This window comes from Paracoccus sp. M683, from assembly GCF_007096355.1.
GTDB lineage: Bacteria > Pseudomonadota > Alphaproteobacteria > Rhodobacterales > Rhodobacteraceae > Paracoccus.
This window is the reverse complement of record NZ_VKDF01000004.1, coordinates 45,477-70,060: the sequence shown is the minus strand read 5'-3', so window position 1 is coordinate 70,060 and position 24,584 is coordinate 45,477. Positions and strand designations below refer to the sequence as shown.

Here is a 24,584-nt window from a genome sequence, read left to right as displayed (position 1 = left end):
CTCGGACGGTCAGTTCTCGGGTCAACCCACAAGCCGGCACTAATGTTCCGCGAACCGCGAAATCTTGCCCCCGGCCCCTCGGCCCGCTATGCCCCCGCCAAGCCAGACAGGAGACCGCCGATGATCCCCCGCTATGCCCGCCCGGAAATGACCGCCATCTGGTCGCCCGAGACCAAGTTCCGCATCTGGTACGAAATCGAGGCCCATGCCTGCGATGCACAGGCCGAACTGGGCGTGATCCCGCGCGAAAGCGCCGCCGCGGTCTGGAAGGCCAAGGATGTTGAATTCGACGTGGCGCGCATCGACGAGATCGAGGCCGTCACCAAGCATGATGTGATCGCCTTTCTGACCCATCTGGCCGAGATCATCGGAAATGAAGAAGCGCGCTTTGTTCATCAGGGCATGACCAGCAGCGACGTTCTGGATACCACGCTGAACGTCCAGCTTGTCCGCGCCGCCGATATCCTGCTGGCCGATCTGGACAAGGTGTTGGCCGCGCTGAAGCGCCGCGCCTATGAACACAAGGACACCATTCGCATCGGTCGCAGCCACGGCATCCATGCCGAGCCGACGACGCTTGGCCTGACCTTCGCCCGTTTCTATGCTGAAATGGACCGCAACCGCGCCCGCCTGCTGGCCGCCCGGCATGAGGTCGCAACCGGTGCCATTTCCGGCGCCGTCGGCACCTTCGCCAATATCGACCCGGCGGTCGAGGAACATGTCTGCAAGATGCTGGGCCTGCGCCCCGAGCCGATTTCGACGCAGGTGATTCCCCGCGACCGGCACGCGATGTTCTTCGCCACGCTCGGCGTCATCGCCAGCAGCGTCGAGAATATCGCCATCGAGATCCGCCACATGCAGCGCACCGAAGTACTTGAGGCAGAAGAGTTTTTCAGCCCAGGCCAGAAGGGCAGCTCGGCCATGCCGCACAAGCGCAACCCGGTCCTGACCGAAAACCTGACCGGCCTCGCCCGACTGGTGCGCATGACCGTGATCCCCGCGATGGAAAATGTGGCGCTGTGGCACGAACGCGATATTTCGCATTCTTCGGTCGAACGTGGCATTGCGCCAGACGCCACCATCACGCTGGATTTCGCGCTGAACCGGCTGGCCGGGGTGATCGACAAGCTGGTCGTCTATCCCGAAAACATGCTGCGGAATATGAACAAGTTTAAGGGTCTGGTGATGAGCCAGCGGGTGCTGCTGGCCCTGACCCAGGCCGGCGTCACGCGCGAAGATGCCTATCGGCTGGTACAGCGGAACGCCATGAAGGTCTGGGAAGAAGGCAAGGATTTCAAGGAAGAGCTGCTTGCCGACCCCGAAGTGACGGCCGCCCTGTCGCCCGCCGAGATCGAAGAGAAATTCGACCTTGGCTATCACACCAAACATGTCGACACGATCTTTTCGCGGGTATTTGATTCAACTGGCGCGAAATAAGCGGCGCCGGCTAACCGCGCATTAGTAAAGTTCTGCGATTGTTCCCCTGATCTAGTGAATCGGGGGAACACCCATGGCCCATATCACCGTCCTGTCTCCGCGCCAGAAGGCCGCCGTCATCGTCAAGTTGCTGCTGGACGGTCAGGATGAATTGCCGCTTTCGGCGCTGAATGACGAGGCGCAGACCTTGCTGGCGCAGGAAATGGCGGCGATGCAGCTGATCGACCGAACCACGCGGGACGCCGTGATCGGCGAGTTCTGCGATTCGCTGGAACGCATCGGTGTAACCTTTCCCGGCGATCTTGATTCCACGCTGGATATTCTGGGCCAGCAGTTGTCGGTCGACGCGACCGACCGGCTGCGCCGGGTCGCGGCGCTTAGCGGCCAGGGTGACCCCTGGGACCGGATCGGGGCGTTGCCTGCGGACAAGCTGGTCATGCTGGCCTGCAATGAAGCGGTCGAAATCGCGGCGCTGATGTTTTCCAAACTGCCGGTGAGCAAGGCATCAGAGGTATTCGGCAAACTGCCGCGCGAACGTGCGCGGGCGGTGGCGCTGGCCATGTCGATGACGGGCGATGTGACCCGCGCGGCACTGCACCGTGTCGGGCTGATCCTGCTGCAAGCCGCCGACGCGCTGCCGCGCCCGGCCATCGACTCGCCCGCGGTCGAACGTGTCGGCGCAATCCTGAACTTCGCCACGGCGGATCTGCGTGATGCCATCCTGGAAGGGTTGGATCAGGATGACGCCCAATTCGCCGGTGGCGTCCGCAAGACGCTGTTTACCTTCCGCCATATCCCCAGCCGGGTCGAGGTTCGCGACATCCCACGGATCGTCCGCGACATCGACAACAACACGCTGATCCGCGCACTTGCCGGGGCCAAGGACGAGGACGCGCAGACCACCGAATTCATCCTGTCCAACCTGCCGCAGCGCCTTGCCGAAAACCTGCGCGGCGAGATCGAGACAGCTGGCACCATCCGGCCCCGCGACGCCGAGATCGCCATGACCGAGGTGGTCGCGGCCATCCGCGCATTGGCCGATTCAGGCGATCTGGACCTGATCCTGCCCTCGAATGGCGGGGAAGAAGCTGCCTGATCACAACCGCCCTGATCGGGACGGGCTTGCGATACCCTCCGCTTCTGACCTAGCAAGTGCAGGATGACGAACCGGATCGCCCTTGTTCTCGCACTGCTGATCCTCGGCCTGTTTCTGGCCGATCACTTCCTGTTCCACTGGGGTCTGCCGCTGTTCCTTGCCAGGCAGTTCGCGACATTGATCGAATGGGTCAGCTTCTGGCGTTAGACCAATCCTTGCCTTTGCCCGCCTGTCGAGCGGCCGGCATCTGGCTGCGCTCCGCCCGATGTCACCGCATCTGGGCCACCGCATTTGGGCCACCGCATTTGGGCCGTGGCGAAGACTGCTGCCCGCATGACGCCGCCCGCCCGGCCAGCCCCGCGTGGTCGGGGCCATACCGCCAGCCCCCGTCGCCCTGCCCCCTTTTCCCTGCCCCGTCGCCCAGCCCCCTTTTCCCTGCCGCCGTCGCCCTGCCCCGATCTCGGGCGTCGGCGCGGCCAGGCCCATGACCGCTTTCGCCACGACGAGGGCGTTTGCATCGCCACGCGATCGGCGTTAAGGGAAGCCAAACTTATCTGGGCGGAGTATCCATCATGGCAGTCAAGGTAGCGATCAACGGCTTCGGGCGGATCGGGCGCAACGTTTTGCGCGCCATCGTCGAATCAGGCCGGACCGATATCGAGGTCATCGCGATCAACGATCTGGGTCCGGTCGAGACCAATGCGCATTTGATCCGCTTTGACAGCGTGCATGGCCGTTTCCCCGGCACTGTTACCGTCACCGATGACACGATCGACGTCGGTCGCGGCCCGATCAAGGTGACCGCGATCCGCAATCCGGCCGATCTGCCCTGGGGCGATGTCGACGTGGTGCTGGAATGCACCGGCATCTTCACCGATGCCGACAAGGCCAAGGTTCACCTGGAAAACGGCTCCAGCCGGGTTCTGGTCTCGGCCCCGTCCAAGGGCGCCAGCAAGACCATCGTTTTCGGTGTGAACGACAACACGCTGACCAAGGACGATCTGATCGTTTCCAATGCCAGTTGCACCACCAACTGCCTGTCGCCCGTCGCCAAGGTGTTGAATGACACCATCGGCATCAAGAAGGGCTTCATGACCACCATTCACAGCTATACCGGCGATCAGCCGACGCTGGACACGATGCACAAGGATTTGTACCGCGCCCGCGCCGCCGCCATGTCGATGATCCCGACCTCGACCGGCGCCGCAAAGGCCGTGGGTCTGGTTCTGCCGGAACTGAATGGCAAGCTGGACGGCGTGGCAATCCGCGTGCCGACCCCGAACGTCTCGGTCGTCGACCTGGTGTTCGAAGCCAGCCGCGACACCTCGGTCGAAGAGGTGAATGCCGCCATCAAGGCCGCCGCCGATGGCCCGCTGAAAGGTATCCTGGGCTATACCGACCAGCCGAATGTCTCGATCGACTTCAACCACGACCCGCATTCGTCGATCTTCCACCTGGATCAGACCAAGGTGATGGATGGCAATATGGTTCGCATCCTGACCTGGTATGACAATGAATGGGGTTTCTCGAACCGGATGTCGGATACCGCTGTCGCCATGGGCAAGCTGATCTGACAGACCTGACTGCGCCCCCGGAAACGGGGGCTGCGAATGGCAAAGGGCCGCGAGTCGATCTCGCGGCCCTTTTGCATCAGCCTTGCATCAACGACGCGCGCCGCTGTGTCGCGCCAGGCGGCGCGAATTGGCCTTGGTCCGCCGGGCATAGGGCCGCAGCGCCGCCGACATCACCTTATCCACGCTGTCACCGCGGGTGACCGAACGGATGCTGGCCTGAAAGGCCTCTTGCGCGGCGTCGTATTTCTCGGTGAACATGCGCAGCGTCTCGTCCGGCGACTGCGAGACGATCCCCATCATCCCCGCCAACCGCATCCCGATCACCAGCTGCGATTCAAAACCGATCCGCGCCATCTGGGCCCAAAGTGCCAGTTGCGCCATCGGATCAGGTATCTGCTTATTCATCTTTTCCATCGTTACCAAACATTCTGCCCCCGTCTTTTTTTATATGCTGCACATTCTACAATTCATAAACAAGTCAGACTTTCCGACAGTTCCTGATCGCGCTTGGCATTTGGGGGCACAAGGCTGTAGAGGCAAGGTCATGACCGATACTCTGATCATCCGCCGCCCCGACGACTGGCATCTGCATCTGCGCGATGGCGCCATGTTGGCCGCCGTCGCGCCGCATTCCGCCGATTTCGGCCGCGCCATCATCATGCCCAATCTGGTACCGCCGGTGGTGACCGGCGCCCAGGCCGCCGATTATCGTGCCCGCATTCTGGCTGCCCTGCCCGCAGGCGCGGCTTTGCAGCCGCAGATGACGCTGTATCTGACCGATTCGACCGATCCGGCCGATGTCCTGGCCGCCCATCGTGACGGGATCATCCGCGCGGTCAAACTGTATCCGGCCGGCGCCACCACCAACTCTGCCAGTGGCGTGACCGATTTCGACCGTGTCCGTCCGGTGCTTGAAGCCATGGCCGAGGCCGGCATCCCGCTTTGCGTCCATGGCGAGGTCACCGATCCGGCCGTCGACATCTTCGACCGCGAGGCTGTGTTCATCGACCGGGTGCTTGACCCTGTGCGCCGCGCCACACCCGGCCTGCGGGTGGTGATGGAACATATCACCACCTCGGACGGGGTGGATTACGCGCGGGCAGGCGGGGACGATCTGGCCGCCACGATCACCACGCATCACCTTGTGATCAATCGCAACGCCATCCTGGCCGGTGGCATCCGCCCGCATTACTATTGCCTGCCCGTGGCCAAGCGGGAATCGCATCGCCTTGCCCTGCGCAACGCCGCGACCAGCGGCGACGCGCGTTTCTTCCTGGGCACCGACAGCGCCCCCCATGCCGACAGCGCCAAGCTGCAACCCTGCGGCTGCGCCGGCTGCTTTACCGCGCCCAACACCATGTCGATTCTTGCGCAGGTCTTTGAACAGGATGGCGCGCTTGACCGGCTGGAGGCATTCGCCAGCCTGAACGGCGCTGCCTTCTATGGCCTGCCACCGAATGACGATCGCATCACGCTGACACGTCGCGACACGCCTGCGACCTATCCCACCAGCATTACCGCCGGCGACGAGACCGTGACCGTCTTTGACCCCGGCTTTGCGCTGTATTGGCACCTGGAGAAGAAATGAGCCTGCCCTACCCCTCGCGCGAGGAAATCGCCCGCCTGACCGCCCGGATGCTGCTGGAAATCAAGGCGGTGGATTTCAATGCCGAGAACCCGTTCACCTATGCCTCGGGCCTGAAGGGGCCGACCTATGTGGACTGCCGCCGCATCATCAGCTTTCCGCGAGTCCGCCAGACGCTGATGGATTTCATGGCCGCCACCGTTATGCGCGACGCCGGTTTCGACGCATTCGACAATGTCGCCGGCGGCGAGACGGCCGGCATCCCCTTTGGCGCGATGGTGGCCGAGCGCCTGGGTCTGCCGATGACCTATGTGCGCAAGAAGCCTAAGGGATATGGCCGCAATGCCCGGATAGAGGGTGTAATGACCGAGGGTCAGCGCGTGCTGCTGGTCGAGGATCTGACCACCGATGGCGGATCAAAGCTTAGCTTTGTCGATGCGATCCGCGAAACCGGTGCGCAATGCGCGCATACGGCGGTAATCTTTTATTACGGTATCTTCCCGGAAACGACGCAGCGGCTGGCCGATCACGGCGTGAGCTTGCATCACCTTTGCACCTGGTGGGACGTTCTGGCCGAGGCAAGGGCACAGGGCGCCTTTGACGCCGCGACCCTGCAAGAGGTCGAGACCTTCCTGACCAACCCGCGCGACTGGCAATCCGCGAATAGCTGATTTGTTTCAAACCGTTGCGGGTGTCGATCCACAGGATTTCCACAGCTTTCGCATCGGTTTGATCCCCTGAATTTTTACCCGCCCGGCGTTCCCTCGCCGCGCGGTATCGGTTAGTTTCCGTGACAATTCATAAAGCAAGGGCAGCATCATGGCCGAGGCGACGGCGATCACCATCAAACAGGCCGCCAAGGATGCCGAAGAGCAGACGGTTCCTTTCTCGATCGAGGCAGAGCAGCAATTGCTGGGCGCGCTGCTGACCAATAACGATGTGTTCGACCGGATCAGCCAGATCATCAAGGCCGATCATTTCTATGAACCCGTCCATGCCCGCATCTTCGAGATCTGCTCGGAACGGATTCGCCGCAATGCGCTGGCCAGCCCGGTGACGATCAAGGCGTTCATGGAAAACGATGCCGGGCTGAAGGATCTGGGCGGCCCGTCCTATCTGGCGCGCATCGCCGGGGCTGCGATTTCCGCCTTTGCCGCGCGCGACTATGCCCAGATGATCCGCGAATTTGCGCTGCGGCGCGAATTGATTGGCCTGGGGCAGGATATTTCCGCCCGCGCCGCCACCGTGGCCGTCGATGACGATGCCGAGGCCCAGATCACCGCGGCCGAGCAGATCCTTTACAAGCTGGGCGAACAGGGCACGGCCGAGCGTGGATTTCAAAGCTTCCTCAAGGCGGTTACCGGCGCGGTTCAGGCCGCGAATGCCGCCTATCAGCGTGATGGCGAGCTGTCCGGGATTTCGACCGGGCTGGTCGATCTGGATCGCAAGATGGGCGGGCTGAACAATTCTGACCTGATCATCCTTGCCGGGCGCCCCTCGATGGGCAAGACGTCGCTGGCCACGAACATCGCCTTCAACGTGGCCAAGGCCTATAAGCTGGGCGAGCGCGCCGATGGCACGCAGGGCGCGGTCCAAGGCGGTGTCGTGGGCTTTTTCAGCCTGGAGATGTCGGCCGAGCAGCTGGCCGCGCGGATCCTGTCCGAGGCGGCCGAGGTGCCATCTGAACGCATCCGCCGCGGCGATATGGACGAGGCCGAGTTCCGCCGTTTCGTCGAGGCCGCCCATGCCTTGCAGAACTGCCCGCTTTACATCGACGATACGCCAGCCCTGCCGATCAATCAGATGGCTGCCCGCGCCCGCAAGCTGAAGCGGACCCATGGCCTTGACGTGCTGATGGTCGACTATCTTCAGCTGTTGCGCGCCGCGACCGCCAAGGACAGCCGCGTGAACGAGATCAACGAAATCACGCAGGGCCTGAAGGCCATCGCCAAGGAACTGAACATCCCGGTGATCGCCCTGTCGCAGCTGTCACGCCAGGTCGAAAGCCGCGAGGACAAGCGCCCGCAGCTGTCGGACCTGCGCGAATCGGGCAGTATCGAACAGGACGCCGATATCGTGATGTTCGTGTTCCGCGAAGAATATTACCGCGAACGCGAAAAGCCCGCCGATCACGAGCTGGACAAGATGGCCACCTGGCAGACGATGATGGAATCCTGCCATGGCAAGGCCGAGGTCATTCTGGGCAAACAGCGCCACGGCCCCATCGGCACGGTCGAGCTGTCCTTTGAAGGTCAGTTCACGCGCTTCGGCAACCTCGCCAAGGATCGTCAAAGCCAATGGGAATAAGCCTGCCGATCCCGGTCATCACCATCGGGTTGCTGATCGCCTCGAATGTTTTCATGACGATTGCGTGGTATGGCCATCTGAAATTCAAGACGGCACCGCTGTTAACCGTGATCATGGTCAGTTGGCTGATTGCATTTTTCGAATATACCATGCAGGTTCCCGCCAACCGGATCGGCCACGGCTATTTCAGCGCCGCCCAGCTGAAAACCATACAAGAGGTCATCAGCCTGACCGTTTTCGCCGGATTTTCATGGTTTTATCTTGGCGAAAAACTGGGCTGGCAGCATGCGGTCGGTTTCGGGTTGATCTGTTTGGGGGCCTGGTTCGTGTTCCATGACTGGGGTTAGAAACCCGCCGCATACGATCACGCTCGTCGCTTTGTCGGGCGTGTCAGCGTTGTCGATGAACGTGTTTTTGCCCTCGTTGCCGGGCATGGCGCAGTATTTCGACGTCGATTACGCGGTGATGCAGTTGTCGGTGTCCGGCTATATCGCGGCCAGCGCGGTGTTGCAGTTGCTTGCCGGCCCGATCAGCGATCGCATGGGCCGGCGTCCGGTCATGCTGGGCGGGCTGATCATCTTTCTGCTGGCCACGATCGGCACGCTTGTGGCGCAAAGCGCCGGGGTCTTTCTGGTATTTCGCATGATTCAGGCGGTCATTACCGTTGGCATGCTGGTCCCGCGCGCCGCCATCCGCGACATGTACAGCGGCGACCGGGCGGCCAGCATGATCGGCTATGTCACCATGGGCATGGCCATTGTGCCAATGATCGCACCAATTGTCGGTGGCGTCCTGGACCAGGCGATCGGGTGGAAGGCAAATTTTGCGCTGATGGGGCTGCTGGGACTGGCCGTTCTGATCTGGGCATGGCGCGACATGGGCGAGACGGTCCGTGACGGAGGCGTGCCGCTGGCCCAACAGATCGCGAATTATCCGCTGGTGCTGCGCTCGGTCAGGTTCTGGGGCTATTGCCTGGCGGCGACGCTGTCCTCGGGGGCGTTCTTCGCCTATCTGGGCGGCGCCCCCTTTGTCGGTCAGCACGTTTTCGGCCTGACCCCGGCGCAGGTCGGATATTACTTCGCTGCCCCCTCGATCGGCTATCTGATCGGGAATTTCCTGTCGGCCCGGTTCGCGGCCCGGATCGGTTTGGTTCGGATGATTCTTGCGGGCGCCCTGGTCTGTTTCGTGGCGCTGTCGGCCGGGCTGATCGCGGACCTGGCCGGATCGCACGAGCCGCTGCTGTTCTTCGGCGCCATTGCCTTCATGGGCCTGGGGAACGGTCTGGTCCTGCCCAATGCCAATGCCGGCATGATGAATGTCCGCCCCGAACTGGCCGGCACCGCCTCGGGCCTGGGCGGTGCCATGGCAATCGCCGGCGGGGCCGTCCTGTCGGCGCTGGCCGGCGCCCTGCTGCACGAGGATTCGGGGGCAACGCCGCTGCTGGCGATCATGACCGTTTCGGCGCTTGGCTCGTTGCTGGCGGTGCTGTGGGTGATCCATCGTGAACGGGTGCTAAGCCGGTCCGCCTAGGGCCGGGACGAGCCAACGGAATCTTAAACATTGCCGGTTAGTCTGACCGGCATGTTTCTGGTGTTTCTGTCATTCTTGTTCATCATGCTGCTGTCGATGCCCCTTTGCGGCCTCGCCTCACGCCCTCTTGCAAGGGCGGCTTTGCAAAAGCTACAGGTCACTTTGCAAATATCGGGGGCAATCATGGCGGTGCAAAAGATCTATGCGGGCGTATCCTTGCGCGAGACGCGCGCCCGCGCGGGGCTAAGCCAGCGCGGATTCGCCGAAAGGCTGGGGATCAGCCTGCCCTATCTGTCGCAGATGGAAAACAACCACCGCCCGATCTCGGCCGGGGTGCTGCTGCGGCTGGCCCAGGAATTTGGTGTCGACCTGCAATCGCTGTCTGCCGGCGATGCCGAACGCATGGTGATCGACATGCAAGAGGCGCTGGCAGACCCTGTTTTCGACGCCTCTCCATCGCTGGCCGACCTGCGGCTGGCTGCCACCAACACCCCGGTTCTGGCCCGCGCCTTTCTGGATCTCTACCGCGCCCATCGCGAGGGGCAGGAACGTCTTGCGGCGCTGGATGAGGCGATTGGCGCATCGGGCCAGAACGCCACGCCCTCGCCCTGGGAAGAGGTGCGCGATTTCTTCCACTATTGCGACAATTACATCGACGCGGTCGACCGCGCGGCCGAGCGTTTCGCCTGCCCTGACGGGCAACGTGGCGATCCCTCGCTGCTGGCGCAACAGGCGCTGGCGGCAGCAGGCATTGCCACGCGCATGACCGATCTGCCGACCGGCGCCGTCTTCCGGCGCGAGGGACGCGAATTGCTGATGAATGCTGCGGCCGAGCCATCGACCCGCCGGTTCCAGTTGCTGCACCAGGTGGCGCTGGCCCGTCACGGCGAGTTGCTGGAGGCGACGCTTGATCTGGCGCGTTTCCGCAGCGAAACCGCGCGTAACATTGCGCGGATCGGGTTGGCCAACTATTTCGCGGGCGCCGCGCTGATGCCCTATCGCGGCTTTCTGGGCGCCGCGCGGCGGGAACGCCACGACCTTGAACGGCTGGCGCATCTGTTCGACGCATCGCTGGAACAGGTTGCGCATCGCCTGTCGACGCTGCAACGCCCCGCCGAAAAGGGCCTGCCCTTCTTTTTCGTGCGCGTCGACCAGGCAGGCACGATCACCAAACGCCATTCCGCGACTCGGTTGCAATTCGCGCGCTTTGGTGGCGCCTGCCCGCTGTGGAACGTCCATCAGGCATTCGAACAGCCCGGCCGCTTTCTACGACAATTGGCGCAGACGCCCGATGGCGCCCGGTATCTGCTGATGTCGCGCGATGTCTCCAGGCCGGCAGGTGCCTTTGGCGCCCCGATCCGGCGCTTTGCCATCGGCCTTGGCTGCGAGATCACGCATGCCGCCGAGGTGGTCTATGCCGATGGTCTGGAACTGGGAAATCCGCATTCCTACGAACCCATCGGCATTTCCTGCCGTATCTGCCCGCGGCAGGATTGCCATCAGCGGTCAGTCCCGCCCGTCGACCGCGCCCTGCGGATTCCCGGTGATCGCAGCGGACCATTGCCGTATGAAATTGCCTGATATCCCCAGCAAATGCTCGGCGAGATTCCGCCACAACAGGCGTGAATCTGCCCATCTGCGTGCCGCCTGGCAGCTGGCATGTTGCATTGAGGGCACAGCACCTGTTTACGAAACCCTGACTGGAACCATAAGGCGACCGATCGAACGGTGCGCCACAGCTTGGGGACATGCATTGGCATTTGGTATCACGCACCGTCTGAACACGGCCCTAGAGCGCTGGCTACCCGAACAACGGCTTTTTCTGCGATCCGAGGACAGCACCCGGTTCGTTCGGCTGCGCCCGCTGACGCAATTCGTGGCGATCGGCGGCACTGCGGTTGTCTTTGGCTGGGCGATCCTTGCCAGCTCGATCCTGGTGATCGACTCGATCAGCGCGGATTCCTCGCGCGACCAGATCCGGCGCGCACAGATCGCCTTCGAGGACCGGCTGGAACAGCTGTCGGCCGAACGGGACACGCGCGCCGCCGAAGCGGCGACCGCCCAAAGCAGGTTCACCGTCGCGCTTGATCAGGTCTCGAAGATGCAATCGCAGCTGCTGGCATCGGAAGAGGCGCGGCGCGAATTGGAAACAGGCATGGGCGTCGTCCAGTCGACGCTGCGCAATGCCATCGTCGAGCGTGACAGCGCCCAGGACGAGGCCGCCTCGCTGACGGCTGCGATCGAGGACGGCACCGGACAACCCCTGCCCGAAGCCGGTCGTTCGCAGGAATTTTCGGTCGCATTGGATATCCTGTCCGACGAGCTGAAGCAGACCGCATCCGCCCGCGCCGAAGCCGTGGCCGAGGCCGAACAGGCCCGCATCGCAGCCGAACAGATTGCTGTCGAACGCGATCAGATTCTTGCCCGCCACGACGAGATCTTTGCCCAGCTTGAAGATGCCGTCACCATCTCGGTCGAGCCGCTGAACAAGGTTTTCCGCTCTGTCGGGATGGATCCTGATCAGGTGCTGCGGACGATCCGCAGCGGCTATTCCGGTCAGGGCGGTCCGTTGACCCCGATCGCCTATTCCAGCCATGGCGATGCCGCGATCTCGCAGGGCGAGACCAAGGCCAACCAGATCATCGTGACGCTGGACCAGATGAACACCTATCGCATCGCGATGGAAAAGCTGCCGCTGGCCATGCCGGTCGCCTCGTCCTTCCGCTACACATCGGGTTTCGGTCGCCGTTGGGGCCGTATGCACGAGGGTATCGACATGGCTGGCCCGGTCGGCACGCCGATCGTGGCACCGGGCGATGGCGTGGTGACCTTTGCGGGCCGTCAAAGCGGCTACGGCTATCTGATCAAGATCGAACACGAGCTGGGCACCGAAACCCGCTATGCCCATTTGTCGAAAATTCGCGTGAAGGTCGGCCAACGTGTGTCGCAAGGCGAGCGAATCGGTGATATGGGCAATACCGGGCGCTCGACCGGCCCGCATCTGCACTATGAGGTTCGGGTGAATGGTCGGGCCGTGAATCCAATGAGCTTTATCGAGGCGGCAAGCAATGTTTACTAAATCCCGCGTAACCGATACCGGAAACCGCAATCCCGGCACCCCGGCCCCGGCCGAGGCAGCCAGCCAACCCGCCAGCAGCGCCCCCATGGGCACGCCCGAACGCGGCGCCGACCAGTCGGCAGCGCCTGTTCCAGCCGCCCCGCGCGCGCGCACCGCGCCATCGGTGCTGTCTTCCGACCTGACGGTAACCGGCAATATCCGCACCCAGGGTGACATCCAGATCGAGGGCAATATCGAAGGCGACATCCGCGCCCATCAGCTGACGGTTGGCGAAAGCGCGACCATCAAGGGCGAAGTCGTTGCAGACGAAGTCATCGTCAATGGTCGTGTGGTCGGCCGCGTGCGTGGCCTGAAGGTCCGTCTGTCCGCCACCGCGCGGGTCGAGGGCGACATCGTCCACAAGACCATCGCCATCGAATCCGGCGCGCATTTCGAAGGTTCGGTCCAGCGTCAGGACGACCCGCTGGCCGGCGAAGGCGCCAAGAAGCTGGCACCGCCGACGGCTGCCAGCTGATCTGGCAAGCCAGCAACTCAGGAAAACCGCGGCCATATCGCCCGGTTACCAGGATCGACAAAGCCCAGGCAGACGCCTGGGCTTTGTCTTTTGCCGTCGTGGTGTGCGTTGATCAGATTGCCGCAGCTGTCGCGCGCGAAGCGCCGCCTGCAAGCCGCTATCGCGACGGGCGGCCTTGCGTTTCGCCCTGGCCCCTGTCCGGGATCAGCTGGCGATACAAGTGCCAACTGGCATGACCCAGAACCGGCAGCACGATGAACAGGCCCAGAAACAGCGGCAGGATACCCAGAAACAGCAGCCCCGCGATCACCACCGCCCAAAGCAGCATCGGCCCCGGATTGCGGAACACGGCCTTGAACGAGGTGATGATGGCCGTGATGAAATCGACCTCGCGGTCCAGCAGCACTGGCAGTCCCACCACCGTGATGCAGAACAGCACGGTGGCGAATCCCGCGCCGATCAGCGTGCCGACAGCCAGCATCAACAAGCCACGCCCCTGAAACAGAACTTCGGGCGATGAGGTGATATTGGTCAGCGCAGACAGCCCCATGAACAGCGCGAATGTCGTATGTGCGACAAAGACCCAGAACATGAACATCAACAAGATCACCATGGCCATCGACGGGATCTGCCTATCTTTCTGCGCAAAGACCACGCCCGCGACCTTCGGCCAGTCCAACGGCTCGCCGGCCTCGATCCGCCGGCTGACCTCATACAGGCCGACGGCCGCAAAGGGGGCAATCAGCGGAAAGCCGACGATGAAGGGGATCAGCCACCATTCCTGGCCCGACGCCATTGCGACTGCTGCCATGACCAGGCCGCCGGCGACGTAGAAAGCCGAGAACAGCAGACCAAAGGCCGGGGCACAGCGAAAGTCCCGCCACCCGGCAGCCAGGGCCTGCCCGACGGAACCGGCCGTTATTCTTGCGGGCTCTGGAATGCCATCGGGCCGGATCGGCCGCTGGCCACGCGACCCATCTTGCGTCAGAACCGAACCGGGATCGGGGCCATCTTGCGGCGGGTTCGGCTGGGACACGTGGATCCTCCCTCTGATGGTCAGAGGCTAGGTCCGCAGCAACTGCCGATCAAGTCAATGTTGACGAACCCGCGCCAACAGCTCGGTTTCAACATCCGGTGTGACGAATCGCGACACATCGCCACCCAGGCGGGCGATTTCCTTCACCAGCCGCGAGGCAATGGCCTGCCGGCGCGCATCGGCCATCAGAAACACGGTCTCAATGCTGGAATCCATGGCGCGGTTCATGCCAACCATCTGAAATTCATATTCGAAATCAGCCACAGCCCGCAGCCCGCGCACAATGACCGTGGCGCCCACGTCACGGGCGCAATGGATCAGCAGGTTATCAAAGGGATGAACCAGGATCTGCGTGCCGGTCTTTTCCGCGATCGGCGTGCATTCCCGTGTCACCATCGCCACCCGTTCCTCCAGATCGAACAGGGGCCGCTTGTCCTTGTTGACGGCGACACCGATGACAAGGCGATCAACCAGGATCATCGCACGCTGAATGATGTCGATATGACCCAGAGTGATGGGATCGAAAGTGCCGGGATACAGGCCGATACGCATGGACAGGGCTCCTCCGGTTAGCCGCCATATTGACTGACAAAGCCGATCATGCCGCGGATTTCAAGCCTTTACCGGAAAACCCCGCCTAGTTCCCCATGATCATCCCGGTCAGCGCCTCTTTCTCGGCCGCCAGTTCCTTCAACCGCCCGCTGACCGCATCCCCGATCGAGACGACGCCCAGCATCGCCCCATCCTGATCCACTACCGGCAGGTGCCGGAACCGCCCCTTGGTCATGCGATCCAGAATGATCAGCGCATCCTCGGACAAGGTGCAGGTCTGTACCTCGCGGGTCATCAATTCGCTGATCGGGCTGTCCAGCACCGCCGCGCCCTTCTGCCCCAGTTGCCGCACGACGTCACGTTCCGACAGGATGCCTTCGGGCCGCTTGCCGTCGCTTGACACCACAACCGCGCCGATCCGCAGTTCGGACAACAGGCGAACGGCATCTGCCACGGTATCCGACGGCTTGACCGTCGCGATCGTTGTCCCCGCAACGCCCGGTTTGCCCGAATCCGATTTCATCGACAGCAATTGATTGACCAGCATGACTGCCCCCAAATTTTCGCGCATACGTTGAGGGTATCATTTTCACCTTCTGCCGGTCCGTCAAGCCCGGCATTCACCACCCATCGCGCGGCACCATCCCCTCCAGCCGGGCAACTTCGCGCCGCAAAGCCTGCGCCAGGGCCTCGGCCAGCACCGTCAGGCGGCGGCTGGCACGGTCATCGGCATGACGCAGCAGCCAGAAGCTGCGGCTTAACGCGATCTTGTCGGTCAGCACCGGGATCACCCCCGGCGTGAAGGGAATCGCGAAATCATGCACGATTCCAAGCCCCGCCCCGGCCCGAATCGCCTGCATCTGCACCGAAACGGAATTCGAGGTGATCGCCGCAGCCTCGACCCCGGTTTCGGCCAGATAATCCAGTTCGCGGTCAAAAATCATGTCGGGGATATAGCCGATCAGCCGATGATGGCGCAGATCGGCAAGGCTTGTCAGCGCCGCCGCACGCGCCAGATAGTCACGATGCCCGGCAAGATGCAGCCGATATTCGACCAGTCGTTGCACCACCAGCCGGCCGGTTTCGGGCGGCGAGACACCGATAGCCATGTCCGCCTCGCGCTTGGACAGGTTAAAGACACGCGGCAGGGCAACGATCTGCACCTCCAGCCCCGGATAGGCCTCGCATAACTGGCGTGCAACTTGCGGCAGCAGATAGTTCGCACAGCCATCCGGCGCGCCGATCCGCAACTGGCCACCAATCCCGGCCTCGCCACTGGCCGCCTCTGCCGCCGCCGCTGCCGCCTGCTCGGCCGCCTCAGCATGGGGGATCAACCGCGCGCCCTCTTCGGTCAACGCATAGCCCTGGGGCGTTTTCAGAAACAAGGTGACGCCGGTGGCATCCTCCAGCCGGGCGACGCGCCGCCCCATGGTCGAGGCATCCAGCCCAAGCCGCCGCCCCGCGCCAGACAGGCTTTCCGCCCGCGCCACAGCCAGAAATATGCGCAGATCGTCCCAATCCATCGCCAAAGCCCTTTGCATAATCGCAAAACGATTTTGCCACACTGCCCCTTCTCGCAGCATTTCCGCAAGGCTAAGATACCGGCAATGCATTCAGGAGGACGCGATGAAAGAACTGTATCACTGGATCGACGGCAAGGAAGTCAAAGGCACGTCCGGCCGCTTCGCTGATGTCTACAACCCCGCCACGGGCGAGGTTCAGGCCAAGGTTCCTCTGGCCTCTGACGCCGAAATGAACGCCGCCATCGCCAGCGCGGCCAAGGCACAGGTCGCCTGGGGCGCCACCAACCCGCAGCGCCGCGCCCGCGTGATGATGCGCTTTGTCGACCTGATCAACCGCGACATGGACCAGCTGGCCGAGGTGCTGTCCTCGGAACATGGCAAGACCTTCCCCGACGCCAAGGGCGACGTGCAGCGCGGCCTGGAGGTCATCGAATTCTCGATCGGCGCGCCGCATCTGCTGAAGGGCGAGTTCACCGATTCGGCCGGCCCCGGCATCGACATCTTCTCGATGCGCCAGCCGCTTGGCGTGGTTGCGGGGATCACCCCCTTCAACTTCCCCGCCATGATTCCGCTGTGGAAAATGGGTCCGGCGCTGGTCTGCGGCAATGCCGTCATCCTGAAACCGTCCGAACGTGACCCCTCGGTGCCCCTGATGCTGGCCAAGCTGCTGCAAGAGGCCGGCCTGCCCGATGGCGTGTTGCAGGTGATCAATGGCGACAAGGGCGCGGTCGATGCAATCCTGCACAGCCCGGTCATTCAGGCGGTGGGCTTCGTCGGCTCGACCCCGATTGCGCAATATATCTATGAAGAGGCCGCCCGCACCGGCAAGCGCGCGCAGTGCTTCGGCGGCGCCAAGAACCACATGATCATCATGCCCGATGCCGATCTGGATCAGGCGGCGGACGCGCTGGTCGGCGCCGGCTATGGCGCTGCGGGCGAACGCTGCATGGCGATCTCGGTCGCGGTTCCGGTGGGCGAAAAGACCGCAGATGCGCTGATCGAACGGCTGGTGCCGCGGATCGAGAAACTGAAGGTCGGCCCCTATACCGCCGGAGATGACGTGGATTACGGCCCGGTCGTCACCAAGGCCGCCAAGGAAAACATCCTGCGCCTGGTGCAATCAGGCGTTGATCAGGGCGCCGAACTGGTTGTCGACGGCCGCGATTTCAGCCTGCAAGGCTATGAAGACGGCTTCTTTGTCGGCCCGCATCTGTTCGACCGCGTGACCCCCGACATGGACATCTACAAGACCGAAATCTTCGGCCCGGTCCTGTCGACCGTCCGCGCCAAGACCTATGAAGAGGCGCTCGACCTCGCCATGAGCCACGAATACGGCAACGGCACCGCCATCTTCACCCGTGACGGCGACACCGCCCGCGATTTCGCCAGCCGCATCAATATCGGCATGGTCGGCATCAACGTCCCGATCCCGGTTCCGCTGGCCTATCACACCTTCGGCGGCTGGAAGAAATCCGGCTTCGGCGACCTGAACCAGCACGGCCCCGACGCCTTCCGCTTCTACACGCGCACGAAAACCGTGACCGCGCGCTGGCCCTCGGGCATCAAGGAAGGTGGCGAGTTCAACTTCAAGGCGATGGACTGATCCCCTCGCTTTGATCCAAATATCCCAGGGGGTGAGGCGCGCCAGCGCCGAGGGGGGCAGCGCCCCCCTGCCCCGCCCCAAAGCCGGACTTGCACGTCGACGCCCGGCCCTGATAATTAAACAAACGTTCATATCCTGACGAGAGGGGAGGCTTCCGATGGATTTTGCGCTTAGCGAGGAACAGCAGGCCATTTTCGACATGGCCCGTGATTTCGGCGAAACCCGCATCGCGCCGCATTCGCGCGAATGGGAAGCCGCGGGCACGATCCCCAAGGACCTGTGGTCCGAAATCGCACAGCTCGGTTTCGGCGGCCTTTATGTCAGCGAGGAATATGGCGGCTCGGGCCTGTCTCGCCTTGACGCGACGCTGGTTTTTGAAGCCCTGGCCATGGCCGATCCCGCCGTCGGGTCCTTCCTGTCGATCCACAATATGTGCGGCGGCATGATCGACAAGTTCGGCTCGCCCGAGACCAAGGCGAAATGGCTGCCCGACCTGTGCAGCATGTCAAAGATCTTCAGCTATTGCCTGACCGAACCCGGCAGCGGTTCCGACGCCGCCGCGCTGCGAACCCGCGCCGATCGCACCAATGAGGGCTACCGCCTGAACGGCACCAAGGCCTTCATCTCGGGCGGCAGCTATTCCGACGTCTATATCACCATGGTCCGCACCGGCGAGGATGGCCCCAAGGGCATCAGCACGGTGATCGTCGAGGATGGCACGCCCGGCCTTTCCTTCGGCGCGCTGGAACACAAGATGGGCTGGCAGGCACAGCCGACCTCGCAGGTGCAATTCGACGATTGCGTGATCCCGCATGACAATCTGCTGGGTCAGGAAGGCAAGGGCTTTACCTATGCCATGGCCGGCCTAGATGGCGGGCGGCTGAACATCAGCGCGGGCGCGCTTGGCGGCGCCCAGGGGGCGCTGAACGCAACGCTGACCTATATGGGCGAGCGCCGCGCTTTCGGCAAAAGCATCGACCAGTTCCAGGCCCTGCAATTCCGCCTCGCCGAGATGGAAACCGCCCTGCAATCGGCCCGCATCTTCCTGCGTCAGGCGGCGTGGAAGCTGGATAACGGCGCGCCGGACGCGACCAAATTCTGTGCCATGGCCAAGCTTTACGTCACCGACCGCGCGTTTGAGGTCGCCAACCAATGCCTGCAACTGCATGGTGGCTATGGCTATCTGGCCGATTACGGCATTGAAAAAATCGTCCGCGACCTGCGCGTTCACCAGATCCTTGAGGGCACGAATGAAATCATGCGCCTGATCGTCGGCCGCGCCCTTCTGGCCGAGCGGGGATAAGCCGTGAACGACCTCAATATCCGCAAGACAGGACGCGCCGGTCGCATCACCTTCACCCGCCAGCAGGCACTGAACGCGCTGACGCACGAGATGGCACTGGCCATCCATCAGGCGCTGGACGAGTGGCGGGCAGACCCGGCGGTCGATCTGGTTGTCATTGATGCCGAGGGCGAGCGTGCCTTTTGCGCCGGTGGCGATATCGCCGCCGTCTATCGCGGCGGGCTTGAGGGCAACCATCAGATCGGGCGCGACTTCTTCCGCGACGAATATCTGATGAACGCGGCGATTGCCGATTACCCCAAGCCCGTGGTGGCACTGATGCAGGGCTTTGTCATGGGCGGCGGCGTGGGTGTTGGCGGCCATGCCAGCGATCGGATCGTGGGCGACACCACGCAGATCGCCATGCCCGAAAGCACCATCGGGTTGATCCCCGATGTCGGCGGCACCTGGCTTCTTGCCCGCGCGCCGGGCCGGATCGGCGAATATCTGATGCTGACCAGCGACCGCATGGGTGCGGGCGACGCGATCCATGCCGGGTTTGCGGATTACTACCTGCCCGAATCCGACTGGCCTGCGTTGATCGCGCAGCTGGAAACCACCGGCAGCACATCAGTCATCCATGGCCAGACCCCGCCCCCTGCCCCGCTGGCCGATCGCGACCTGTCGGCATTCGGCGGCGAGACTGTGGCCGATATCGTCACCGCGCTGGAAGCCGCTGGCGATCAGGCCGCGCTGAAACCCATCCGCCGCAACTCGCCCCTTTCGATGGCGGCGGGGCTGGCGATGGTGCGCGCGGCACGGGCCGACCAGCGCATCCAGGATTCGCTGGCCCGCGAGTTCCGCTTTACCTATCGCGCCACCGAAATGGGCGATTTCGTCGAGGGCGTGCGCGCCCAGATCATCGACAAGGACCGCAATCCGAAATGGCACGCCGATGCCTCGGCCGCCCATGTGGGCGCGATGCTGGCGCCGCTTGGCGCGGATGAACTGAACTGGGAGGACAAGGCATGAAGATCGCATTCATCGGTTTGGGAAATATGGGCGGCCCGATGGCGGCCAATCTGGCCAAGGCCGGGCATCAGGTCGCGGGTTTCGACACCGCCGCCCCCATGCCCGAGGGCGTGACCAAATCGGCCAGCGCGGCCGAGGCCGCAACAGGCGCCGACGTCGTCATCACCATGCTGCCCAATGGCGCCATCCTGCGCGCGGTGGCGGAACAGGTTATCCCGGCCATGCGGGCGGGCGCAGTTCTGTGCGACTGTTCGACCGTCGATGTGGACAGCGCCCGCGCGGTGGCGGCTGACGCACAGGCCGCGGGCCTCGGCGCGCTGGATGCGCCGGTTTCCGGCGGCATCGGCGGGGCACAGGCGGGCACGCTGACCTTCATGGTCGGCGGCGATGACGCGGCCTTCGCCACCGCCCAGCCACTGTTTGACATAATGGGTCAAAAGACCGTGCATTGCGGCGCCTCGGGCGCGGGTCAGGCGGCCAAGATCTGCAACAACATGATCCTTGGCGTCACCATGATCGCCACCTGCGAGGCTTTCGCCCTGGCCGACAAGCTGGGCCTTGACCGGCAGAAGATGTTCGACGTTGTCTCGACCAGCTCGGGTTACAGCTGGAGCATGAACGCCTATTGCCCCGCCCCCGGCATCGGGCCGAAATCGCCCGCCGATAACGACTATAAACCCGGTTTCGCGGCGGAACTGATGCTGAAGGACCTGAACCTGTCGCAGGATGCCGCAGCCTCGGCCGGCGCCGACACGCCAATGGGCCGACAGGCGCGGGACCTTTACGAGGAATTTGTCGAACGCGAGGACGGCCGCGGGCGTGATTTCTCGGCCATGCTGCCACGGTTCAACAGACGGAACGGGTGAATCCGCCACGGTTGCATGTTTTTTTCGAAGATTACGGAACTCAGGAACGGGGCCCGTGTTCGCCCGGAATAAGGACAGGTGAAAACCGGGGCAAGGAAATGGCACGCGCGGCCTCATTGGCGCAGATTCTGGTGGTTGCCGCCGCATTCACGGCGGTTGGGATCAGGGGCTTTTCGCAGTCGGAAAGCGGGCCGGCGGCGGCACAATCAACAGCCGGTATCGCGGTGGGCGACATCTTGCCCGCCGATCAGGTTCACATCATCACCGAGCCGGGCCTTTATGGGCTGGGCCGCAATGTCGGCAACAGCGAATATGCCGTTGCCAGCGGTCAGTTGATCAGGGTCGATCCAAAGACCATGAAGGTTCTGTCTATCCTGCGCAGCCAGAGCACCATCCTGGATTAGAGGCATTGTTGCCCAAGCCGGATTGACGGCGATCACAACTGTCACAGGGCCGGCGCGCTGCGGAACCGCCGCCAAAGGACAATCGTTGTTCTGCAAATGTGACGACATAAACGGCAGGTCCGCCGAGGGCCGCTGATCGAAGGAAAAGACAATGACCAAGCGACGCCTGATGACTGCGGCTTTGCTGGGCGTCACGATGATCGTGGCCCCGGTCAGCAGCTTTGCAAAAGAAAACAACCAGGGCAACGGACGCGGCCACGACCGTGATCGCGATGTGCGGGTCGAGGTTCGTGACGGCCAGATCCTGCGCGCGCAGCGTCCGATCGTCGTGGCGAATTGCCCGCCCGGCCTTGCCAAGAAAAGCCCGGCCTGCGTGCCTCCGGGGCAGGCGCGCCGGGGCGGCAACAATGGCATCGTGATCGGTGATGTGCTGGATTTGGACGACATTCACGTTATCACCCAGCCCGGTCTTTATGGTCTTGGCGATCCGCCACGCGGGAACCGCTATGCCATCATCGACGGCCAGTTGGTGCGGGTCGATTCCGATACCGGGCGGCTGCTGTCCTTCATCCGGCTGGTGAACGCGATTCTCGACTAGGGCGGTGTTCTAGCCCGCAAGTAACGCGCGCGCCGCATCCACCGCCGCATCCGAGATCTTGTCGCCCGCAAGCATGCGGGCGATTTCGTTGATGCGCGCCGCATCGTCCAGTGGGCTGACCCGGCTGGTGGTCATGCCACCCGACACCGATTTCGCCACGCGGAAATGATGCGCCCCAAGCGCCGCCACCTGCGGGCTGTGTGTCACCACCAGAACCTGCGCGTCATCAGCCAGCCGCCTCAGCCGCCGCCCGACCGCATCGGCCGTCGCACCGCCGACGCCCCGGTCGATCTCGTCAAAGATCAGCACCAGGGCGTCATTACCGCGCGCCAGACAGACCTTCAGCGCCAGAAGAAACCGCGACAGCTCGCCCCCCGAGGCGATCTTGTCCAGCGGTCCGGCGGGCGCGCCGGGATTGGTTGCCACGGTGAAGGCGACCATATCATACCCCTCGGGGCCGGGATCGGCCGGGGTGATTCGCGTCTCGAACACCGCACGTTCCATCTTTAGCGGCGCGAGTTCGGCCGAGACCGCCTTGTCCAACTGCCCGGCCGCGCGGCTGCGTTGCGCGTGCAATGCCTCGGCCGCCCTGTCATACGCGTCGTCGGCCGCGGCAACGGCCTGTTTCAGCGCTGCTATCTGATCCTCACCCGCGTCGATGCGGCCCAGCCTTTCGCGCAGATCATCGGCCAGAACGGCCAGATCGTCGGCCAGAACATCATGCTTGCGGGCCAAGGCGCGCAGGGCAAACAGACGCTCCTCGGTGCGCTCCAGCGCGAGCGGGTCGAAATCCAGCGCATCCAGCGCCGATTCGACGCCCGAGGCCGCCTCGCCCAGTTCCACCAGCGCGCGGCCAAGCGCGCCGATCGGGGCGTCCAGCTGGCCCTCGGCCTTGTCGGCCGCGCCCTCCAGCCAGCGATTTGCATCCAGCAACGCGCCCTCGGCGCCATCAGGGCCAAGGATCTGCAAGGCGCGGGCCACATCGTCGCGGATGCGTGCGGCGGCCTGCATGCTGCGGCGCGCGCTGTCCAGCGCGGCCTCTTCCCCGGTATCCGGCGCGAGATCGTCCAGTTCCTTGACCGCGTGGCGCAGGAAGTCTTCTTCCTTCTTCGCTGCAACCAGTGCCTCGTGGGCCCGTTCCAGCGCGGCGCGCGCCTCGCGCCGGGCCGTCCATGCTTTGCGGGTTTCGGCCATGTCCAGGCCGGCAAAGGCGTCCAGCAAGGCCCGATGGCCGCGTGCGTTCAAAAGGCCCCGATCATCGTGCTGGCCATGCAATTCCACCAGCATCTCGGACAGTTGGCGCAGCACTTCGCCGGATACGCGGCGATCGTTCACCCAACCCGTCTTGCGTCCGTCACCACCATTCACCCGGCGCAGGATCAGTTCGCCACCTTCAGGCTTGATGCCGACCTCGGACAGCACCGCGCGCGCGGGATGCCCATCCGGCAGGTCGAATACCGCCGTCACCTCGCCCTGCTCGGCGCCCGCCCGCACCAGATCGGCGCGGCCGCGCCACCCCAACACGAAGCCCAGACAATCCAGCAGGATCGACTTACCCGCGCCCGTCTCGCCGGTCAGCACGTTCAGGCCCGGCCCGAAACTCAGTTCGAGCCGGTCGATCAGCAGCATATCGCGGATGTCCAACTGGCGAAGCATCGCCGGACCCTTTTACAGCCAGCGGCCCTGCACGACCTGACGATAGATATTGGTCAGCCAGCTATTGCCCTGCGGCGTCGCCGACAGGCCGCGACCACGCAGCTGCTCATAGGCGTCCTGATAGAAGGGCGAGGACTGGAAGTTATGGCCCAGAATCGCACCCGCCGTCTGCGCCTCGTCCGACAGGCCAAGCGCCAGATATGCCTCGACCAGCCGCATCAGCGCCTCGGGCGTGTGGGTGGTGGTCTGGAATTCCTCGACAACCACGCGGAATCGGTTGATCGAGGCACTGTAATGGCCCTGCTTCAGGTAATAGCGGCCGATCTCCATCTCTTTTGCGGCAAGATGGTCAAAGGCCAGGTCGAATTTCAGGATCGAGCTGCGGGCATATTCGCTTTCGGGATATTCCTCGATCACGGCGCGCAGCGCCTGCAAGGCCTGGAAGGTCAGGCCCTGATCGCGGCCCACATCGTCGATCTGGTCGTAATAGGACAGCGCCAGCAGATATTTGGCATAGGCCGCATCCTCATCGCCCGGATAGGTGTCGATGAAACGCTGCGCGGCGCCCCGCGCCTCTTCATAGTTCTTGGCCCGGTGATAGCCATAGGCCTGCATGATCAACGCGCGCTTGGCCCATTCGGAATAGGGATACAGCCGCTCGATCTCGCTGAAATAGAATACCGCATCCTCGGGCTTGCGGCTATTTTCCAGCTCGTATTCGCCGCGTTTGTAAATTTCCTCGGCCGAGAAATTTTCCAGATTGCGCGGCGCTTCCGATTCTCCGCCCATGCGGGAACAACCGGCAGCGACCGATGCCGCAAGCAGGATTGCCATCAGGGTTGCCGACGATTTCGAACGCGCCATGGTCACTCTGTCCATCAATTCCGTCTTGTGACCGTGGTGCTTACGC

25 protein-coding genes are annotated in these 24,584 nt (G+C 63.4%); 18 read left to right on the top strand and 7 right to left on the bottom strand.

Going from position 1 to position 24,584, the window contains the following annotated elements; translation table 11 throughout:
* The first annotated feature begins 120 nt into the window (after positions 1 to 120).
* The 4 genes from purB (at position 121) to gap (ending at position 4,107) form a co-directional block, all read left to right on the top strand.
* Positions 121 to 1,437 carry an adenylosuccinate lyase gene (gene purB / locus FNJ84_RS07000; protein WP_143792309.1) on the top strand — a complete coding sequence of 439 codons (1,317 nt, stop codon included), beginning with the start codon at positions 121 to 123 and terminating at the stop codon, positions 1,435 to 1,437.
* Positions 1,438 to 1,510: 73 nt separating this feature from the next.
* Positions 1,511 to 2,533: a FliG C-terminal domain-containing protein gene (locus tag FNJ84_RS06995; protein ID WP_143792308.1), complete on the top strand. Its 1,023-nt coding sequence runs from the start codon at positions 1,511 to 1,513 to the stop codon at positions 2,531 to 2,533.
* 63 nt (positions 2,534 to 2,596) lie between these two features.
* Positions 2,597 to 2,740 (top strand): hypothetical protein, encoded by a 144-nt coding sequence (locus FNJ84_RS21940; RefSeq protein WP_185968447.1) that lies wholly within the window; start codon positions 2,597 to 2,599, stop codon positions 2,738 to 2,740.
* 365 nt (positions 2,741 to 3,105) lie between these two features.
* Complete coding sequence (gene gap, locus FNJ84_RS06990; protein WP_143792307.1) at positions 3,106 to 4,107, top strand: type I glyceraldehyde-3-phosphate dehydrogenase; 1,002 nt, start codon at positions 3,106 to 3,108, stop codon at positions 4,105 to 4,107.
* An 87-nt stretch (positions 4,108 to 4,194) separates the two neighbouring features.
* On the opposite strand, the gene FNJ84_RS06985 is transcribed toward gap, so the two are convergent.
* Complete coding sequence (locus FNJ84_RS06985) at positions 4,195 to 4,521, bottom strand: antibiotic ABC transporter (RefSeq protein ID WP_143792306.1); 327 nt, start codon at positions 4,519 to 4,521, stop codon at positions 4,195 to 4,197.
* A gap of 130 nt (positions 4,522 to 4,651) precedes the next feature.
* Here FNJ84_RS06985 and pyrC point away from each other — a divergent pair, with 130 nt between their 5' ends.
* The 8 genes from pyrC to FNJ84_RS06945 all read left to right on the top strand — a co-directional run bounded on the left by pyrC (position 4,652) and on the right by FNJ84_RS06945 (position 13,122).
* Positions 4,652 to 5,695 carry a dihydroorotase gene (pyrC, locus tag FNJ84_RS06980; RefSeq protein ID WP_143792305.1) on the top strand — a complete coding sequence of 348 codons (1,044 nt, stop codon included), beginning with the start codon at positions 4,652 to 4,654 and terminating at the stop codon, positions 5,693 to 5,695.
* A complete protein-coding gene (locus FNJ84_RS06975; RefSeq protein ID WP_143792304.1) occupies positions 5,692 to 6,363 on the top strand; it encodes an orotate phosphoribosyltransferase in 672 nt (223 codons plus the stop codon). Before pyrC ends, FNJ84_RS06975 begins: the two co-directional genes overlap by 4 nt.
* Before the next feature lie 148 nt (positions 6,364 to 6,511).
* Positions 6,512 to 7,999: a replicative DNA helicase gene (locus tag FNJ84_RS06970; protein WP_143792303.1), complete on the top strand. Its 1,488-nt coding sequence runs from the start codon at positions 6,512 to 6,514 to the stop codon at positions 7,997 to 7,999.
* Positions 7,990 to 8,346 (top strand): DMT family protein, encoded by a 357-nt coding sequence (locus FNJ84_RS06965; RefSeq protein WP_143792302.1) that lies wholly within the window; start codon positions 7,990 to 7,992, stop codon positions 8,344 to 8,346. Before FNJ84_RS06970 ends, FNJ84_RS06965 begins: the two co-directional genes overlap by 10 nt.
* Entirely contained in the window at positions 8,333 to 9,529 is a 1,197-nt protein-coding gene (locus FNJ84_RS06960; protein WP_143792301.1) for a multidrug effflux MFS transporter, read from the top strand. Before FNJ84_RS06965 ends, FNJ84_RS06960 begins: the two co-directional genes overlap by 14 nt.
* A gap of 183 nt (positions 9,530 to 9,712) precedes the next feature.
* Entirely contained in the window at positions 9,713 to 11,110 is a 1,398-nt protein-coding gene (locus tag FNJ84_RS06955) for a short-chain fatty acyl-CoA regulator family protein (protein ID WP_143792300.1), read from the top strand.
* A 172-nt stretch (positions 11,111 to 11,282) separates the two neighbouring features.
* Positions 11,283 to 12,608, top strand: coding sequence for a M23 family metallopeptidase (locus FNJ84_RS06950; protein WP_255471090.1), 1,326 nt, complete (start codon positions 11,283 to 11,285; stop codon positions 12,606 to 12,608).
* Positions 12,598 to 13,122, top strand: a complete 525-nt coding sequence (locus tag FNJ84_RS06945) for a polymer-forming cytoskeletal protein (RefSeq protein ID WP_143792298.1) — start codon at positions 12,598 to 12,600, stop codon at positions 13,120 to 13,122. The genes FNJ84_RS06950 and FNJ84_RS06945 overlap by 11 nt, the downstream gene beginning before the upstream one ends.
* A 157-nt stretch (positions 13,123 to 13,279) precedes the next feature.
* On the opposite strand, the gene FNJ84_RS06940 is transcribed toward FNJ84_RS06945, so the two are convergent.
* From FNJ84_RS06940 to FNJ84_RS06925, 4 genes are all read right to left on the bottom strand, one after another.
* A complete protein-coding gene (locus tag FNJ84_RS06940; protein ID WP_370454585.1) occupies positions 13,280 to 14,158 on the bottom strand; it encodes a DUF2189 domain-containing protein in 879 nt (292 codons plus the stop codon).
* Positions 14,159 to 14,212: 54 nt separating this feature from the next.
* Positions 14,213 to 14,710 (bottom strand): pantetheine-phosphate adenylyltransferase, encoded by a 498-nt coding sequence (coaD, locus tag FNJ84_RS06935; RefSeq protein WP_143792296.1) that lies wholly within the window; start codon positions 14,708 to 14,710, stop codon positions 14,213 to 14,215.
* An 85-nt stretch (positions 14,711 to 14,795) separates the two neighbouring features.
* On the bottom strand, positions 14,796 to 15,257 hold the full coding sequence (locus FNJ84_RS06930) for a CBS domain-containing protein (protein ID WP_143792295.1): 462 nt from the start codon (positions 15,255 to 15,257) through the stop codon (positions 14,796 to 14,798).
* A 73-nt stretch (positions 15,258 to 15,330) separates the two neighbouring features.
* Positions 15,331 to 16,233, bottom strand: coding sequence for a LysR family transcriptional regulator (locus FNJ84_RS06925; protein ID WP_143792294.1), 903 nt, complete (start codon positions 16,231 to 16,233; stop codon positions 15,331 to 15,333).
* A 103-nt stretch (positions 16,234 to 16,336) separates the two neighbouring features.
* Here FNJ84_RS06925 and FNJ84_RS06920 point away from each other — a divergent pair, with 103 nt between their 5' ends.
* The 6 genes from FNJ84_RS06920 to FNJ84_RS06895 all read left to right on the top strand — a co-directional run bounded on the left by FNJ84_RS06920 (position 16,337) and on the right by FNJ84_RS06895 (position 22,018).
* On the top strand, positions 16,337 to 17,836 hold the full coding sequence (locus FNJ84_RS06920) for a CoA-acylating methylmalonate-semialdehyde dehydrogenase (RefSeq protein WP_143792293.1): 1,500 nt from the start codon (positions 16,337 to 16,339) through the stop codon (positions 17,834 to 17,836).
* A 157-nt stretch (positions 17,837 to 17,993) separates the two neighbouring features.
* Entirely contained in the window at positions 17,994 to 19,139 is a 1,146-nt protein-coding gene (locus tag FNJ84_RS06915) for an acyl-CoA dehydrogenase family protein (RefSeq protein ID WP_143792292.1), read from the top strand.
* Between the two features lie 3 nt (positions 19,140 to 19,142).
* Positions 19,143 to 20,150, top strand: coding sequence for an enoyl-CoA hydratase/isomerase family protein (locus tag FNJ84_RS06910; RefSeq protein ID WP_143792291.1), 1,008 nt, complete (start codon positions 19,143 to 19,145; stop codon positions 20,148 to 20,150).
* Positions 20,147 to 21,016 carry a 3-hydroxyisobutyrate dehydrogenase gene (gene mmsB / locus FNJ84_RS06905; RefSeq protein ID WP_143792290.1) on the top strand — a complete coding sequence of 290 codons (870 nt, stop codon included), beginning with the start codon at positions 20,147 to 20,149 and terminating at the stop codon, positions 21,014 to 21,016. Before FNJ84_RS06910 ends, mmsB begins: the two co-directional genes overlap by 4 nt.
* A gap of 98 nt (positions 21,017 to 21,114) precedes the next feature.
* Positions 21,115 to 21,420, top strand: coding sequence for a hypothetical protein (locus FNJ84_RS06900; protein WP_143792289.1), 306 nt, complete (start codon positions 21,115 to 21,117; stop codon positions 21,418 to 21,420).
* Positions 21,421 to 21,571: 151 nt separating this feature from the next.
* On the top strand, positions 21,572 to 22,018 hold the full coding sequence (locus FNJ84_RS06895; protein WP_143792288.1) for an RcnB family protein: 447 nt from the start codon (positions 21,572 to 21,574) through the stop codon (positions 22,016 to 22,018).
* Positions 22,019 to 22,027: 9 nt separating this feature from the next.
* On the opposite strand, the gene recN is transcribed toward FNJ84_RS06895, so the two are convergent.
* Positions 22,028 to 23,674: a DNA repair protein RecN gene (gene recN, locus FNJ84_RS06890; RefSeq protein ID WP_143792287.1), complete on the bottom strand. Its 1,647-nt coding sequence runs from the start codon at positions 23,672 to 23,674 to the stop codon at positions 22,028 to 22,030.
* Positions 23,675 to 23,686: 12 nt separating this feature from the next.
* Positions 23,687 to 24,538 carry an outer membrane protein assembly factor BamD gene (locus FNJ84_RS06885; RefSeq protein WP_143793008.1) on the bottom strand — a complete coding sequence of 284 codons (852 nt, stop codon included), beginning with the start codon at positions 24,536 to 24,538 and terminating at the stop codon, positions 23,687 to 23,689.
* Positions 24,539 to 24,584: the final 46 nt, after the last annotated feature.